Source organism: Luteimonas marina, from assembly GCF_007859325.1.
Taxonomy (GTDB): Bacteria; Pseudomonadota; Gammaproteobacteria; order Xanthomonadales; family Xanthomonadaceae; genus Luteimonas; species Luteimonas marina.
The window spans coordinates 369,728-383,239 of record NZ_VOHK01000003.1; the positions used below are offsets into that span (position 1 = coordinate 369,728).

Below are 13,512 nucleotides of genomic sequence, written 5' to 3' on the forward strand. Positions count from 1 at the left end.
CCGGATCAAGTCCGGGGTCGAAATGACAGGGATTGTTCTTTGCGCGTGGCGTCGTCGTCGATCAGCCGTTGCCGACGATGTCCGGCCGGTCGTGGCCCAGCCACTTGTAGAACAGGCCGCCGAGCAGGCCGCCGAGGATCGGCGCCAGCCAGAACAGCCACAGCTGCGAGACCTGTGCGCCGCCGGCGAAGATCGCGACGCCGGTCGAGCGCGCCGGGTTCACCGAGGTGTTGGTCACCGGGATGCTGATCAGGTGGATCAGGGTCAGCGCCAGGCCGATCGCGATCGGCGCGAAGCCGGCCGGTGCGCGGCTGTGGGTGGCGCCCATGATCACGACCAGGAAGAACGCGGTCAGCACCACCTCGCACAGGAAGGCCGCCGCCATCGAATAACCGCCCGGCGAAAGCTCGCCGAAACCATTGCTGGCGAACGCGCCGGCGCTGCCGCCGTCGATCGCGAAGCCGGCGCTGCCGCTGGCGATCTGGAACAGGATGAAGGCCGCCGCCACCGCGCCCAGCGTCTGCGCGACGATGTAGGGCAGCAGGTCCCTGGCCGGGAAGCGCCCGCCGGCCCACAGCCCGAAGCTCACCGCCGGATTGAAATGCCCGCCGGAGATATGTCCCAGCGCGTACGCGCCGGTGAGCACGGTGAGGCCGAACGCCAGCGCCACGCCGACGAAGCCGATGCCCAGCGGGTTGCCGTCGCCGCCGAAGTTGGCGGCGAGCACGGCGCTGCCGCAGCCACCCAGGACGAGCCAGAACGTGCCGACGAACTCGGCAGCGAGTTTCTTCACCATGATGCGTTTCCCCTGGCGGGTGGTCATGGGCCCGCCGCGGCGACAACGCTAGATCATCGTCCGGCCCCAAGCGTTAAGAAAACGATGGAAGGAGAGGGGCCGCGTCGGCCGGTTGGCGAGGGGCGCAGGTGGAAATGCGGAGCCGATCCATTGGACAACGCGCACGTTTCGGTATAGTGCCGGCGGAAATGGAGTTCATCCCCCTAGCTGGAACGATGAATTACCCACGAATGTTGTTGCGGTGCAGCACTTTCCCCCATGCAGGGCTGTGACCTCGTGGTCCCTTCGCTACATGGAGCGACACCAAATGAAATCGATGTCCCTGCTGTTGGCGGCCCTGCTGTGGCCCGGCCATGCGCTTGCGCAGTCCGTCGCCGAAAACTGTCCCGAGCTGCCGTCGGGCAGCAGCCTGCACTGGGAAGCGCTGGCCGGCCCCGACTTCGTGTTCTGCAAGGCCATGCGCGAATCCGACGGCTCGCAGGCCTTCTCGGTCATGCTGCGGGCCGAATCCTCGTTCCGGCCCGACCGCGGGCTGCGCGAGGACAAGGCGGTGATCGACGGGCACAAGGTGTCCTGGTACCGCGGTGAGGTGGCCACCCGGCAGAACGTCCATGTCCGCGAGACCCTGGTCGACCTGGGCAGGAAGAGTACGGCGCACATCGTCCTGCGCGCGGACTCCGAGGAGCAACTGGCCCGGAACCAGCTGCTGGCCGAGAACCTGCGGTTCCGTCCGACCAGCGTCGGCGGGGACTGATCGCGGCGAACCAGCCCCGGATCGGGCCGGTGACCATGTGTGCGGTATGCGCGCCCGGCCAGCGGGCAATCCGCGGCCGGGAGGGGCGGCTCAGTTGCTGCCGATCCACGTGTCCCGGAAACGCAGGCTTTCGGCCAGGCGCTGGCTTTCGACGCGCTGGGCCTCCGTTTCCACGCGGAGCACGATGTGCGCGTACAGGTCGTCATCCAGTTCGATCTGGGTTTCGCGGACGATCGCGTCCGGCTGCAGCGCGGTGTCTCCCCGGTACCAGCGCACTTCGTGCCCGTCGATGACGGCTTTTTCCTCGCGCAGCCCGAAGCGTTCGCGGAACGGGGACTTGTCCCGCAGCATGACCGAGAAGGCCTGCGCGCCGTCCGCCTCGCGCATCGCCTTGCAGTAAAGGAAGCCCTCGCCCTGCGTCACTTCCCAGGACAGGTTGCCGTCCACGGGCAGCTCCGGGCACCTCGGCGCGGGCTGCGCGAAGGCGGGAAAGGGGAGCAGCATCGCAAGCAACAGCCGGTGTCTCGTCTTCATCAGGGGGATTTTCCGCGAAAGGCTTCCGGGAACCCTGCCATGCGCGCGGAAATGATGCAATGCACAAAGCATGACGCGCGTCATCCTTCAGGCAAGCGGATGCGCCCGTGGCTTCCGGTCGCGCCCGGGTGGCATCGCGCCGGAGGGGCAAGCATGGCCCGCATCATCTTTCCGGCAGCGGGATGAACTCCGTTTCGCCCTGGATCTCGCCGAAGCGGCCGTCCTGCCAGTCCTGCTTGGCCTGCTCGATGCGCTCCTTCGAGGACGACACGAAGTTCCACCACAGGTGGCGCGGTGCGTCGAGCGGTTCGCCGCCGAACAGGATCGCCTTGACCGGCGTCTTCGCGCGCAGGATCGCCGGCGAGCCCGGGCCCGGCAGCACGAGGTGGCGCTTGGGGATGTCGGCGCCGTCGAGCTGCGCCTCGCCGTCGAGGACGTAGAGTGCGCGCTCGGGGTGGCTGGCGTCGATCGCGATCTCGGCGTCGGCGTCGAGGTCGATGGCGACGTTCAGCGTGTCGGTGAACACGCGCACCGGCGACTCCTCGCCATAGGCGCGGCCGGCGATGACGCGCAGGATCGCGCCCCGGCGCTCGAACCGGGGCAGGGACGCGGCGGCGTGATGGTGGAAGGCGGGATCGGTTTCCTCGTGCGGCTTCGGCAGCGCCACCCAGGTCTGCATGCCGTGCAGCGGCTGCCCGCCTTCGCGCAGTTCCGACGGCGTGCGCTCGGAGTGGGCGATGCCGCGGCCGGCGGTCATCCAGTTCACGTCGCCGGGATTGATGTCCTGCAGCGAGCCGAGCGTGTCGCGGTGGCGGATCGTGCCCGACCACAGGAAGGTCACGGTGGCCAGGCCGATATGCGGATGCGGGCGCACGTCGACGCCGACGCCGGGTTCGAACACCGCCGGGCCCATGTGGTCGACGAACACGAACGGGCCGACGCTGCGCGCCTGGATCGTCGGCACGGCGCGGCGCACCACGAGGTTGCCGATGTCGTGCTCGCGCGGGGGAATGATCGTGGTCATGGCGGGCTCCCGATGGCTGGCTGCGTGCAGGATTGCACGTCTGCCGCGTCCGGAGTGTCGATGGCGGGAAACGGACCGTTCCGCGCCGTGCTTCGTCTTGCTTTGCTCCCTCCTGCGCGCGCAGCGCGGGGGAGGGGCGGGGAGGCGCCGTCAGTCGCCTGCCGCAACGTCCACGTCGCCGCGCCGGGAGGCGATGCGGTCGGCGAGGCGGGTCGGTTCGGGCAGGCGGTAGGTCGTGGTGTAGCGCATCACCAGCTCCGGCGCGCCGGCCATCGACACGCGATGGCCGGGCGAGACCACCAGCGGATTGCAGCGGACCTTGCTGCGCAGCAGCCAGCCGATCTGCTGGCCCCGGTGCCGCAGCGGCGTGAATGCGCCGCGCATGTCGTGCAGCGCGGTGGAGGCGGTGCCGACGAGGATCTTCTTCGCCACGCCGATGCAGGGCAGGTCGGCGGCCACGCCGAAATGCGCGGCGATGCCCAGCCTTCGCGGATGGGCGATGCCGTGGCCGTCGACGAAGGCGAGGTTGGGCGCGCGCGGCAGTCGCTGCAGCGCCTGGAGCAGGGCGGGAAGCTCGCGGAAGCTGAGCAGGCCGGGAACATAGGGCATGGTCGTGGCCATGCGCACCACTTCGCAGGCGACCGGCTGCAGCGTGCGCGCGTCCAGCAGCACCGCCGCCGCCCGGGTCACCGTGCCCTCGTCCTCGAAGCCGACGTCGAAGCCGCCGATCCAGCACGGTGGCTTCGGGAAGCCGTCGCGCAGCGACACCTTCTCCGCCAGCTCGGTCTGCACCCGGCGCGCGTCGGCGGTGCTGCCGTCCCAGTCGCCGAAGGGCGCGTTCATGGCGCGCGTATGGTTGCGCCGAAGCGCGTCACCTGCAGCCGCGCGCTGCCGTCGGCGGCGACGTGGACGGTGCTGAGGCGGTCGTATTCGGTTTCGGGCATCGGCGCGGTTTCGCATTGGCACAGGGCGGCGACGATGTCCGGCACGGTATTGCTGTGGCCGGCGACGAGCACGGTGCCGTGCGGGTGGGCCGCCTTGAGCCGTGCCGCGAACGCGCCGGCGGGCAGCTTCGCGTCGTAGGTCTCGGCGTCGATGTGGTGCGCGCCGGCGGTCGGTTCCACGGTTTGCCGGGTGCGCCGGTAGTCGGTGGTGTAGATGGCGGTGATGTCGTCGCCGGCGAGGCGCTGCGCGAGCTGCCGCGCGCGTTCGATGCCGGCCGCGCTGAGGTTGGGGTCGCGCTCGGTGTCGCTGGTCTTTTCGCCGTGGCGCACGAGGATGAAGGTGGCGCCGTCCGCGTCGTCGGGCGATGGCGTCCCCGCGCAGGCGGGAAGCAGGAGGGCGGCGAGCAGCGGGAGCATCAGGCGCCTGGTCATGCCGGCATTGTGCGCGATCGGCGGGCCGCGGGGGGCAGACGGTCGCCTGCGGCTACTTCTTCGCGTGCCATCGGTCGTCGTCGCCCTTCTCGTATTTCTCCTTCACCGCGGCCCAGGCGACGCGGTGCGCGGTTTCCTCGCGGCTGGCGTCGCCGCGGCGATCGTCGGGGTCCTTGTACTGGTCCCAGGCGCTGTTGAAGGCTTCCTTGTAGATCTCCTGCGCGTGTTTCGGCACGTTGTCGCGGACGGAATCGGGCAGGTCGCCGAGGTTGGCATAGGGCATCGTCGTGCTCCGTGCGGGCCTTCGACGCTACGCCTGCGCGGGTGACCGTGCGGTGAGGTGGACGTAAACGTCGCGGCAAGAGTCCTCGGGAAAGCAACGGCCGTCATTCCCGCGAAAGCGGGAATCCATGGACTTTGGCTTCAACAGGCTTGACGTCCGTGGATTCCCGCTTTCGCGGGAATGACGAGACACACGTTCAAGGCTTCCGTTCCGCGCCCGGCGCCAGCGCGATCAGCAATCCGCGCGCGGCCTTGAGCCGCGTGTCGACATCGGGCAGGTCCAGCGTGATGCGCAGCTTGTCGGGGCCGTCCATGCGGTAGTGCTTCGGCTGGCCCTGGATCAGGCGGATCACGGCCATCGGGTCGACGTCGGGCTTCTCCACGAACTGCAGGCGTCCGCCGGCCTCGCCGAGGTCGAGCTTGCGGATGCCGAGCACGGTCGCCTGCAGTTTCAGTTCGGCGATGGCGAACAGGTGCTTCGCCGGGTCGGGCAGCAGGCCGAAGCGGTCGATCATCTCCACCTGCAACTCGCGCAGTTCTTCCGCGTCGCGCGCGGAGCTGATGCGCTTGTACAGCGTCAGGCGCGTGTGCACGTCGGGCAGGTAGTCGTCGGGGATCAGCGCCGGGACGTGCAGCTCCACCTCGGCGCCGCGGTGCATCGGCTCGTCGATGTCCGGCAGCTTGCCCTGCTTGATCGAGCGCACCGCGCGCTCCAGCAGCTCGGTGTACAGGCTGAAGCCGACCTCGGCCATCTGCCCGCTCTGGTCCTCGCCGAGCAACTCGCCGGCGCCGCGGATCTCCAGGTCGTGCGTGGCCAGGGTGAAGCCGGCGCCGAGTTCGTCCATCGAGGTGATCGCCTCCAGCCGCTTCTGCGCGTCGCCGGTGATCGAGCGCTTGTCGGGGATCACGAGATAGGCGTAGGCGCGGTGGTGCGAGCGGCCGACGCGGCCGCGCAACTGGTGCAGCTGGGCCAGGCCGAACCTGTCGGCGCGGTGGATGATGATGGTGTTGGCGTTGGGGATGTCGATGCCCGACTCGATGATGGTCGTGCACAGCAGCACGTTGAAGCGCTGCTTGTGGAAGTCGAGCATCACCTTCTCCAGCTCGCGCTCGGGCATCTGGCCGTGGGCGATGCCGATGCGCGCGTCCGGCACCAGTTCCTCGAGCTGGCGCTGCATGCGGCCGATGCTCTCGACGTCGTTGTGCAGGAAGTACACCTGGCCGCCGCGCGAGAGCTCGCGCTGGAAGGCCTCGCGCAGCTGCGCGTCGTCCCAGGCGGCGATGAAGGTCTGCACCGCCAGCCGGTGCGCGGGCGGGGTGGCGATGATCGACAGGTCGCGCAGGCCGGCCATGGCCATGTTGAGCGTGCGCGGGATCGGCGTGGCGGTGAGCGTGAGCAGGTGCACGTTGGCGCGCAGGGCCTTGAGCGCCTCCTTCTGACGCACACCGAAGCGCTGCTCCTCGTCGACGATCACCAGGCCGAGGTCCTTGAACTTCACGTCCGGCTGCAGCAGGCGGTGGGTGCCGACGATGACGTCGAGCGTGCCGTCGGCGATCTTCCCGATCTCGGCCTTGATCTCCTTGGCGCTCTTGAAGCGCGACAGCACCTCCACGCGCAGCGGCCAGTCGGCGAAGCGGTCGGCCATCGTGCGGTAGTGCTGCTCGGCCAGCAGCGTGGTCGGCACCAGCACCGCGACCTGCCGGCCGGCAGCGGCGGCGACGAAGGCGGCGCGCACGGCGACCTCGGTCTTGCCGAAACCGACGTCGCCGCAGACCACGCGGTCCATCGGCTGGCTGCTGCCCAGGTCGCGGATCACCGCCTCGATCGCGGCGTGCTGGTCGGGGGTTTCCTCGAACGGGAACGCCGCCGCGAACGGTTCGTACATCGCGCGGTCCACCGGCAGCGCCAGGCCGGCGCGGGCCATGCGCCTGGCCTGGATCTCCAGCAGTTCGGCGGCGACGTCGCGGACCTTCTCCGCCGCCTTGCGCCTGGCCTTGGTCCACTGCTCGCCGCCGAGCGAGTGCAGCGGCGCGGTTTCGGGCGAGGCACCGGAGTAGCGGTTGACCAGGTGCAGCTGCGCGACCGGCACGTACAGGCGGTCGCCCTTGGCGTATTCGATGTCGAGGTATTCGCCGGGCTGGCCGCCGGCGTCGAGCGTGACCAGTCCGCGATAGCGGCCGACGCCGTGGTCCTCGTGCACGATCGGCGCGCCTTCTGTCAGTTCGCCGAGGTCGCGGATGATGGCCTCGGGTTCGCGCCCTGCGCGCTTGCGCCGGCGCGGCTGCGAGGCGCGCTCGGGGAACAGCTGGCGTTCGGTGAGGATCGCGATGCGCGGCTCGTCGAGCGCGAAGCCGTCGTCGAGCGGGGCGACGGCGACATAGAAGTCGTCATTCCCGCGAAGGCGGGAATCCAGTGTCGTTGCGCCTGTGAAGGAAGACACTGGGTCCCCGCCTTCGCGGGGATGACGATCGGAAAGAAATGCGGTGAAGTCTGGAAGGACTACCGGCGTCAGCCCCGCCGCACCCAGCATCTCCAGCAGCGCCTCGCGCCGTCCCGCCGAGTCCGCGGCGATCAGCGTGCGGCCGCCGTAGCTGGACAGGAACGACTTCAGCGCCGCGCCGGGCTCGCTGTCGCGCGCCGACAGCGGCAGCGCCGGCGCCGGCTGGTCGCCGAGTGCCTGCGCGTCCTTGCGGCGCGGATGCGACTCGCTACAGAGCTCGATGCGGCTGCCCGCGTTCAGGCGCTCGCGCAGGGCCTCCGGCGACAGCCACAGCTCGGCCGGCGGCAGGATCGGGCGCTCGATGTCGTGGCGCAGCTGCTCGTAGCGGTCGGCGGCCTGCTTCCAGAAGTGGTCGGCGGCCTCCAGCGCGCCTTCGTCCACCAGCGGCAGCGTGTCCGGGGCAAGGTAGTCGAACAGCGTCGCGGTCGTTTCGAAGAACAGCGGCAGGTAGTATTCGATGCCCGCGGGCGCGATGCCGGCCTTGAGGTCCTGCATCAGCGCGCTGCGGCGCGTGTCGATGTCGAAACGCTCGCGCAGCTTGTCCAGTGTCTCGCCGAGCGCGTCCTCGTCGGTCGGCACTTCGCGGCCGGGCAGCATGCGCACGGCGTCGACCTTGTCGAGCGAGCGCTGTGTCTCCGGGTCGAAGGCGCGGATCGTCTCGATGCCGTCGTCGAACAGCTCGACGCGGAACGGCTGCGACGCGCCCATCGGGTAGACGTCGAGCAGCCCGCCGCGCACCGCGAAATCGCCAGGGTCGAAGACCTGCGGCACGTTGCGGTAGCCGGCGCCTTCGAGGCGGCGCTTCTCGGCGTCGAGGTCGAGCGTCTGCCCGACGCGCACGTCGAAGGCGCTGCCGACCGCGTAGCGCAGCGGCGGTAGTCGCTGCAGCAGGGTCTGCACCGGCACGATGACGATTGCGGCCCGCTTGAGCGAGGGCAGGTGCAGCAGGGTGGCCAGGCGCTGCGAGACGATGTCCGGATGCGGGCTGAAGCGGTCCCAGGGCAGGGTTTCCCAGTCCGGGAACACGACCACCGGCAGCGCGTCGTCGGCGCCGAGCAGGGTGTGCAGGTCGGCTTCGAGCTGGTGCGCGGCGTGGTTGTCGCGCGCGATCAGCAGCAGCGGGGCGCCGTGTGCGCTGGCGGCGCGCGCGGCATGCCACGCCAATGCGCTGCGGCTGGCGGGCGCGCGCCACCAGGCGCGTGGCAGGCCGGGCCGCGGCAGCGGCGGGGTGGAAAGGAGTTCTGCGGGCATCGATCCAGGATCCGGAAAAGCACGACGGCGCCGGCAACGGGGTTGCCAGCGTGCGAAGGCGGTGATTTTACCTTGGAGAAACAGGTCGTCATCCCCGCGCAGGCGGGAAGTGCTTTGCAACAGCGCGAAGCGCTGGTCATCCAGTGTCTTCAGGTGATTGGAGGCAACGACGCCGGGTCCCCGCCTTCGCGGGGATGACGGCTGTGTCAAGGATGGTGCATACGCCGGTGCGCTGCGGCATCAGGCCTCGTCGTTGCGCAGCCACTGCAGGCGATGTGATCCGCCCGCCGGGGCCAGCCCTGCCTGCAGCACCGGCAGCAGCGTGGCGAGTGTCTGCTCGAAGCGCCACGGCGGGTTGCACAGCAGCAGGCCGCTGCCGTTCATGCGCAGGGCAGATTCCTCGCGGCGCACCATCAGTTCCGCGCACAGCACGCCCTTCGCCGGCAGGTGCGCGGCGCGACGCAGGAAGGGCAGCAGGGTCGCGCGCTGCTTGATCGGGTACCACAGCGCGAACATGCCCTGCGGCCAGCGTTCCAGGCCAGCGCGCAGGGCGGCCAGGATCGGGTCGAATTCCGCGCGCTGCGCCTCGTAGGGCGGGTCGATCAGGACCAGGCCGCGATTGATCCGGGTGGCGCCGGACTTCGGCGGCAGCAGGGCATTGATCGCGGCATAACCGTCGCGCTGGTGCACGGCGACGCGCGGATCGCCGGCAAGGCTGCGCTTGAGCGTCGCGGCCTCGTCCGGCTGCAGTTCGCAGCAGGCGATGCGGTCCTGCTCGCGCAGGGCGTGCGCCAGCAGCCACGGTGAACCGGGATAGGCCGTATCGCCATGCCGCGTGCGGCAGGTGGCGATGGCGTCGCGATAGCGGGCCAACACCGGGGTGTCGCCGGCGCGCCGCAGGAGCGCCAGCACGCCTTCCCCGGCTTCGCCGGTCCGGCTGGCGGCATCGTCGTCCAGCCGGTAGAGGCCGCGACCGGCATGGGTGTCGAGCGCGAAGCAGGCCGCCGGCTTCGCCGCCAGCGCATCGCACAGCGCCAGCAGCACGGTGTGCTTGAGGACGTCGGCATGGTTGCCGGCGTGGAAGGCGTGGCGGTAGTTCATGGGGGCCGGGAGTGGGGAATCGGGAATGGGAACAGCCTAAATGTTTGTCATCCCGAGCGCAGCGAGGAATCTGCTTCTCGTCCGGGCAACGGCAGATCCCTCGCTGCGCTCGGGATGACAAACCGTTACGCTTCTCCCGATTCCCGATTCCCGATTCCCGATTCCCGAATGTCCCGCATCCTCCTGGTCGAAGACGAAAGCGCGATCGCCGAGACCGTGCTGTACGCGCTGCGCGAGGAAGGGCACGCGGCGACGCACTGCCTGACCGCGGGCGATGCGCTGGCCGCGGCTGCGCGTGAGGTCTTCGATCTCGCGATCCTCGACGTCGGCCTGCCGGACCTGGGCGGCTTCGCGCTGTGCCGGCAGCTGCGCGCCGGTCGCGACCTGCCGGTGATCTTCCTCACCGCGCGCCAGGAGGAGGCTGACCGCATCCTCGGCTTCGAGCTGGGCGCCGACGACTACGTGCCCAAGCCGTTCTCGCCGCGAGAACTCGCCGCCCGCGTGCGCGCGGTGCTGCGACGCGCGCAGCCGGCGGCCGGCGACGAAGTACTCCGCGGCCCGGCCGCATCGGGTTTCGAGCACGACCCCGAGGGCATGCGCGTGCGCTACCATGGCCGCCTGCTGGAGCTGACCCGCTACGAGTACGGCCTGCTCGCGGCGCTGCTGGCGCGGCCGGGCGCGGTGATGAGCCGCGCGCAGCTGATGGACCGCGTCTGGGGCGACGCGCTCGAGACCGGCGACCGCACCATCGACACCCACGTCAAGACGCTGCGCGCCAAGCTGCACGCGGTCGCGCCCGAGGCCGATCCGATCCGCACCCACCGCGGCCTCGGCTATTCGCTCGACGCCGGCTGATGCGCGCATGAAGATCGGCCTGCGCATCCTGCTCGGCTACTTCGTGATCGTCGCGATCGCCGGCATCCTGCTGATGCGCGTCTTCGTGCAGGAAGTGAAGCCGGGCGTGCGCCAGGCGATGGAGGACACGCTGGCCGACACCGCCAACGTGCTGGCCGAACTGGCGACGGACGACATGCTGGCCGGGCGCATCGGTGACGGCCGCTTTGCCGCGCGCATCGCCGACCTGCGCCGGCGCGAGCTCGGCGCGCGGATCTGGAATTTCGACAAGGATGCGGTGAGCTACCGGATCACGGTCACCGACACGAAGGGCATCGTGACCTACGACTCGGCCGGGCTCGACCTGGGCCGCGACAACTCGCGCTGGAACGACGTCTACCGCACGCTGCGCGGCGAGTACGGCGCACGCTCCACGCGCAGCGATCCGGACGACGACTCCTCCTCAGTGATGTACGTGGCCGCGCCGGTCCTCGACGACGCCGGCGACATCATCGGCGTGCTCACCGTCTCCAAGCCCAATCGCACGATCGAGCCCTTCATCCTGCGCAGCGAGCGCATCGTGCGGCGCTGGGGCCTGGTGCTGCTCGGTGCGGCGCTGGGCATCGGCCTGCTCGCGGCGTGGTGGCTGTCGCGGCAGCTGGGCGGGCTGCAGCGCTACGCGCGCGCGGTGACCGAGGGCGAGCGCGCGAGCCTGCCGCGCTCGGCCGGCGAATTCCGCGACCTCGGCCTGGCGCTGGAGACGATGCGCGACCGGCTCGAGGGCAAGCAGTACGTCGAGCGCTACGTCCACGACCTGACGCACGAGCTGAAGTCGCCGCTGACCGCGATCCGCGGTGCGGCGGAGCTACTGGAAGGCCCGCTGCCCGAGGCCGATCGGCGGCGCTTCGCCGGCACCATCCGCGCGCAGGGCGAGCGGCTGACGCAGACCATCGACAAGTTGCTGGCGCTGGCGGCGGTCGAACACCGGCAGCGGATCGAGCAGCCGGAAGCCATCGACGCGGCGGACGTGGCGGCGGAGGCGGTCGCCGACGCCGCGGTCCGGGCCAGCGATGCGGGCGTGCGCATCGAGACGCGCATCGACGCGTCGCTGCCGCCGCTGCGCGGCGACCGCTTCCTGCTGCGGCAGATGCTCGGCAACCTGCTCGACAATGCCATTGATTTCTCGTCGGAAGGCGGCGTGGTCTCGCTCGTGGCCGGCGCCGAGGGGGATGGCCTGCGCTTCGAGGTGTCCGACGAGGGTCCCGGCGTGCCGGACTACGCGATCGAGCGCGTCTTCGAGCGCTTCTACTCGCTGCCGCGCCCGCGCACGCAGGCGCGCAGCAGCGGGCTCGGGCTTGGCTTCGTGCGCGAGGTCGCCGCGCTGCACGGCGGCGAGGCGATGCTGCGCAACCGGCCGGAGGGCGGCGCCGTCGCCGGCGTGCGATTGCCCGCGGGCTGACCGCCGCCCGCAATCGTCCTTGACGTCATCCCGGCGAAAGCCGGGATGACGTCAAGGGGGATGAGAATCTGGAGGGGGCAGTTCGTCGTCGGAACAGTACCTTTCGCTTCACCCACGCTTCACCGTTCCCCCATCGTCCCCACGCATGCGCCACCCATCCTGCCGGCCGACGTTCCGGACGAGGAGGCGGTGCAATGCGACTGTGGCTGAAGATCCTGATGGTGCTGGGCATGACCCTGGCGATCCTGGTGCCCTTGATGCTGATCCGCGGGGTGATCCACGACCGCGAGGCCTACCGGCGCGACGCGGTGCGCGAGATCGCGCGCAGCGAAGCCGCCGCGCAGGGCCTCGTCGGCCCGGTGCTGGTGGTGCCGTGGACCGAGACGGTCGAGGTCGAGGAAAAGAACAGTGCCGGCGAGGTGGTGCGCAAGGTCAAGCGCGACGGCGAAAGCGGCGAGTGGCTGTTCTTCCCCGAAACGATGGCGCTCGAGGGCACGATGAAACCCTACACGCGCCGGCGCGGCCTGCACGAAGTGCGGATGTACACGTTGTCGGGACAGCTGGCGGCGGACTTCGCGGCGCAGATCCCGCGCGACGCCGATCCGGAGCTGCCGCGCAAGATCGGTCGTCCCTGGCTCAGCTACGGCATCGCCGACGTGCGCGGCCTGCGCGGTTCGCCGCGGCTGCAGCTCGACGGCGTGGACGCCGCGCTGCTGCAAGGCCATGGCCACCGCGACCAGCCCGGCGTGCACGTGCGGCTGGCGCCGCTGGTGGCTGGCGGCACCGTGTCGCTGCAGACGCGGCTGGAGTTCGAGCTTGCCGGCGCCGAGGCGCTCGCGGTCGCACCGCTGGCGACGCACAACCGGATCGCGATCGCCTCGCCGTGGCCGCATCCGCTGTTCAACGGTGCCTTCCTGCCGGGCCAGCGCAGCATCGACGCCGGCGGCTTCAAGGCGATCTGGGAAGTATCCTCGCTCGCGACCAATGCCCAGCACCAGTACCGGAGCGGCGGCGGCCTGTCGTCGGCGTCGGTGGCGGCGATCCGCGACGGCATGGGTGGCGAGGGCGTCGACGCAATCGGGGTGTCGCTGGTCGAACCGGTCGACGCCTATTCGCAGGCCGACCGCGCCAGCAAGTACGGCATCCTGTTCGTGCTGCTGACCTTCGTCGGCTTCTTCATGTTCGAACTGATCAAGCAGTTGCGCATCCACCCGATCCAGTACGGGCTGGTGGGCCTGGCGCTGGCGATCTTCTTCCTGCTGCTGGTGAGCCTGTCGGAGCACGTCGCGTTCGGCTGGGCCTATCTCGTCGCCAGCGTCGCCTGCATCGGATTGCTCGGCTTCTATCTCTCGCACGTGCTGCGCAGCCGTGCCCGCGGCATCGGCTTCGCGACGATGCTGGCGACGCTGTACGCGGCGCTGTACGGCCTGCTGGTGTCGGAGGACAACGCACTGGTGCTCGGCGCCGGCCTGCTGTTCCTGATCCTGGCGACGATCATGGTGGTCACGCGCAAGGTCGACTGGTACCAGCTGTCGGCGCGCACGGGTGAGGTGCGCGGTTGAGCTTCGGCGGGTGGCCCCCACCCCAACCCTCCCCCGCA

Annotated in this window: 12 protein-coding genes; 4 read left to right on the forward strand and 8 right to left on the reverse strand. The window is 70.1% G+C overall.

The features are described 5' to 3' along the window. Positions 1 to 61 precede the first annotated feature (61 nt). Positions 62 to 796, reverse strand: a complete 735-nt coding sequence (gene aqpZ, locus FQY83_RS08380; protein ID WP_146387275.1) for an aquaporin Z — start codon at positions 794 to 796, stop codon at positions 62 to 64. Positions 797 to 1,112: 316 nt separating this feature from the next. Here aqpZ and FQY83_RS08385 point away from each other — a divergent pair, with 316 nt between their 5' ends. Then, the gene (locus FQY83_RS08385) at positions 1,113 to 1,550 is read left to right on the forward strand and encodes a hypothetical protein (RefSeq protein ID WP_158636461.1); all 438 of its coding nucleotides are present in this window, start codon (positions 1,113 to 1,115) and stop codon (positions 1,548 to 1,550) included. A gap of 90 nt (positions 1,551 to 1,640) precedes the next feature. Here FQY83_RS08385 and FQY83_RS08390 read toward each other — a convergent pair whose 3' ends face one another. From FQY83_RS08390 to FQY83_RS08420, 7 genes are all read right to left on the reverse strand, one after another. Further along, the gene (locus FQY83_RS08390; protein ID WP_146387014.1) at positions 1,641 to 2,168 is read right to left on the reverse strand and encodes a hypothetical protein; all 528 of its coding nucleotides are present in this window, start codon (positions 2,166 to 2,168) and stop codon (positions 1,641 to 1,643) included. Positions 2,169 to 2,247: 79 nt separating this feature from the next. After that, complete coding sequence (locus tag FQY83_RS08395; RefSeq protein WP_146387016.1) at positions 2,248 to 3,108, reverse strand: pirin family protein; 861 nt, start codon at positions 3,106 to 3,108, stop codon at positions 2,248 to 2,250. 150 nt (positions 3,109 to 3,258) lie between these two features. Beyond that, positions 3,259 to 3,951 (reverse strand): deoxyribonuclease V, encoded by a 693-nt coding sequence (nfi, locus tag FQY83_RS08400; protein ID WP_146387018.1) that lies wholly within the window; start codon positions 3,949 to 3,951, stop codon positions 3,259 to 3,261. Continuing rightward, positions 3,948 to 4,484: a SixA phosphatase family protein gene (locus FQY83_RS08405; RefSeq protein ID WP_146387020.1), complete on the reverse strand. Its 537-nt coding sequence runs from the start codon at positions 4,482 to 4,484 to the stop codon at positions 3,948 to 3,950. Before FQY83_RS08405 ends, nfi begins: the two co-directional genes overlap by 4 nt. A 52-nt stretch (positions 4,485 to 4,536) precedes the next feature. Further along, the gene (gene chaB, locus FQY83_RS08410; protein ID WP_146387022.1) at positions 4,537 to 4,767 is read right to left on the reverse strand and encodes a putative cation transport regulator ChaB; all 231 of its coding nucleotides are present in this window, start codon (positions 4,765 to 4,767) and stop codon (positions 4,537 to 4,539) included. A gap of 196 nt (positions 4,768 to 4,963) precedes the next feature. Further along, positions 4,964 to 8,518 (reverse strand): transcription-repair coupling factor, encoded by a 3,555-nt coding sequence (gene mfd / locus FQY83_RS08415; RefSeq protein WP_146387023.1) that lies wholly within the window; start codon positions 8,516 to 8,518, stop codon positions 4,964 to 4,966. A gap of 240 nt (positions 8,519 to 8,758) precedes the next feature. Next, positions 8,759 to 9,619 carry a 23S rRNA (adenine(2030)-N(6))-methyltransferase RlmJ gene (locus tag FQY83_RS08420; protein ID WP_146387025.1) on the reverse strand — a complete coding sequence of 287 codons (861 nt, stop codon included), beginning with the start codon at positions 9,617 to 9,619 and terminating at the stop codon, positions 8,759 to 8,761. A 168-nt stretch (positions 9,620 to 9,787) separates the two neighbouring features. Here FQY83_RS08420 and creB point away from each other — a divergent pair, with 168 nt between their 5' ends. The 3 genes from creB (at position 9,788) to creD (ending at position 13,474) form a co-directional block, all read left to right on the forward strand. After that, a complete protein-coding gene (gene creB / locus FQY83_RS08425) occupies positions 9,788 to 10,474 on the forward strand; it encodes a two-component system response regulator CreB (RefSeq protein WP_146387027.1) in 687 nt (228 codons plus the stop codon). Positions 10,475 to 10,481: 7 nt separating this feature from the next. Then, positions 10,482 to 11,912, forward strand: a complete 1,431-nt coding sequence (gene creC, locus FQY83_RS08430; protein WP_146387029.1) for a two-component system sensor histidine kinase CreC — start codon at positions 10,482 to 10,484, stop codon at positions 11,910 to 11,912. Positions 11,913 to 12,106: 194 nt separating this feature from the next. After that, the gene (creD, locus tag FQY83_RS08435) at positions 12,107 to 13,474 is read left to right on the forward strand and encodes a cell envelope integrity protein CreD (protein WP_146387031.1); all 1,368 of its coding nucleotides are present in this window, start codon (positions 12,107 to 12,109) and stop codon (positions 13,472 to 13,474) included. The last annotated feature ends 38 nt before the right edge of the window (positions 13,475 to 13,512 follow it).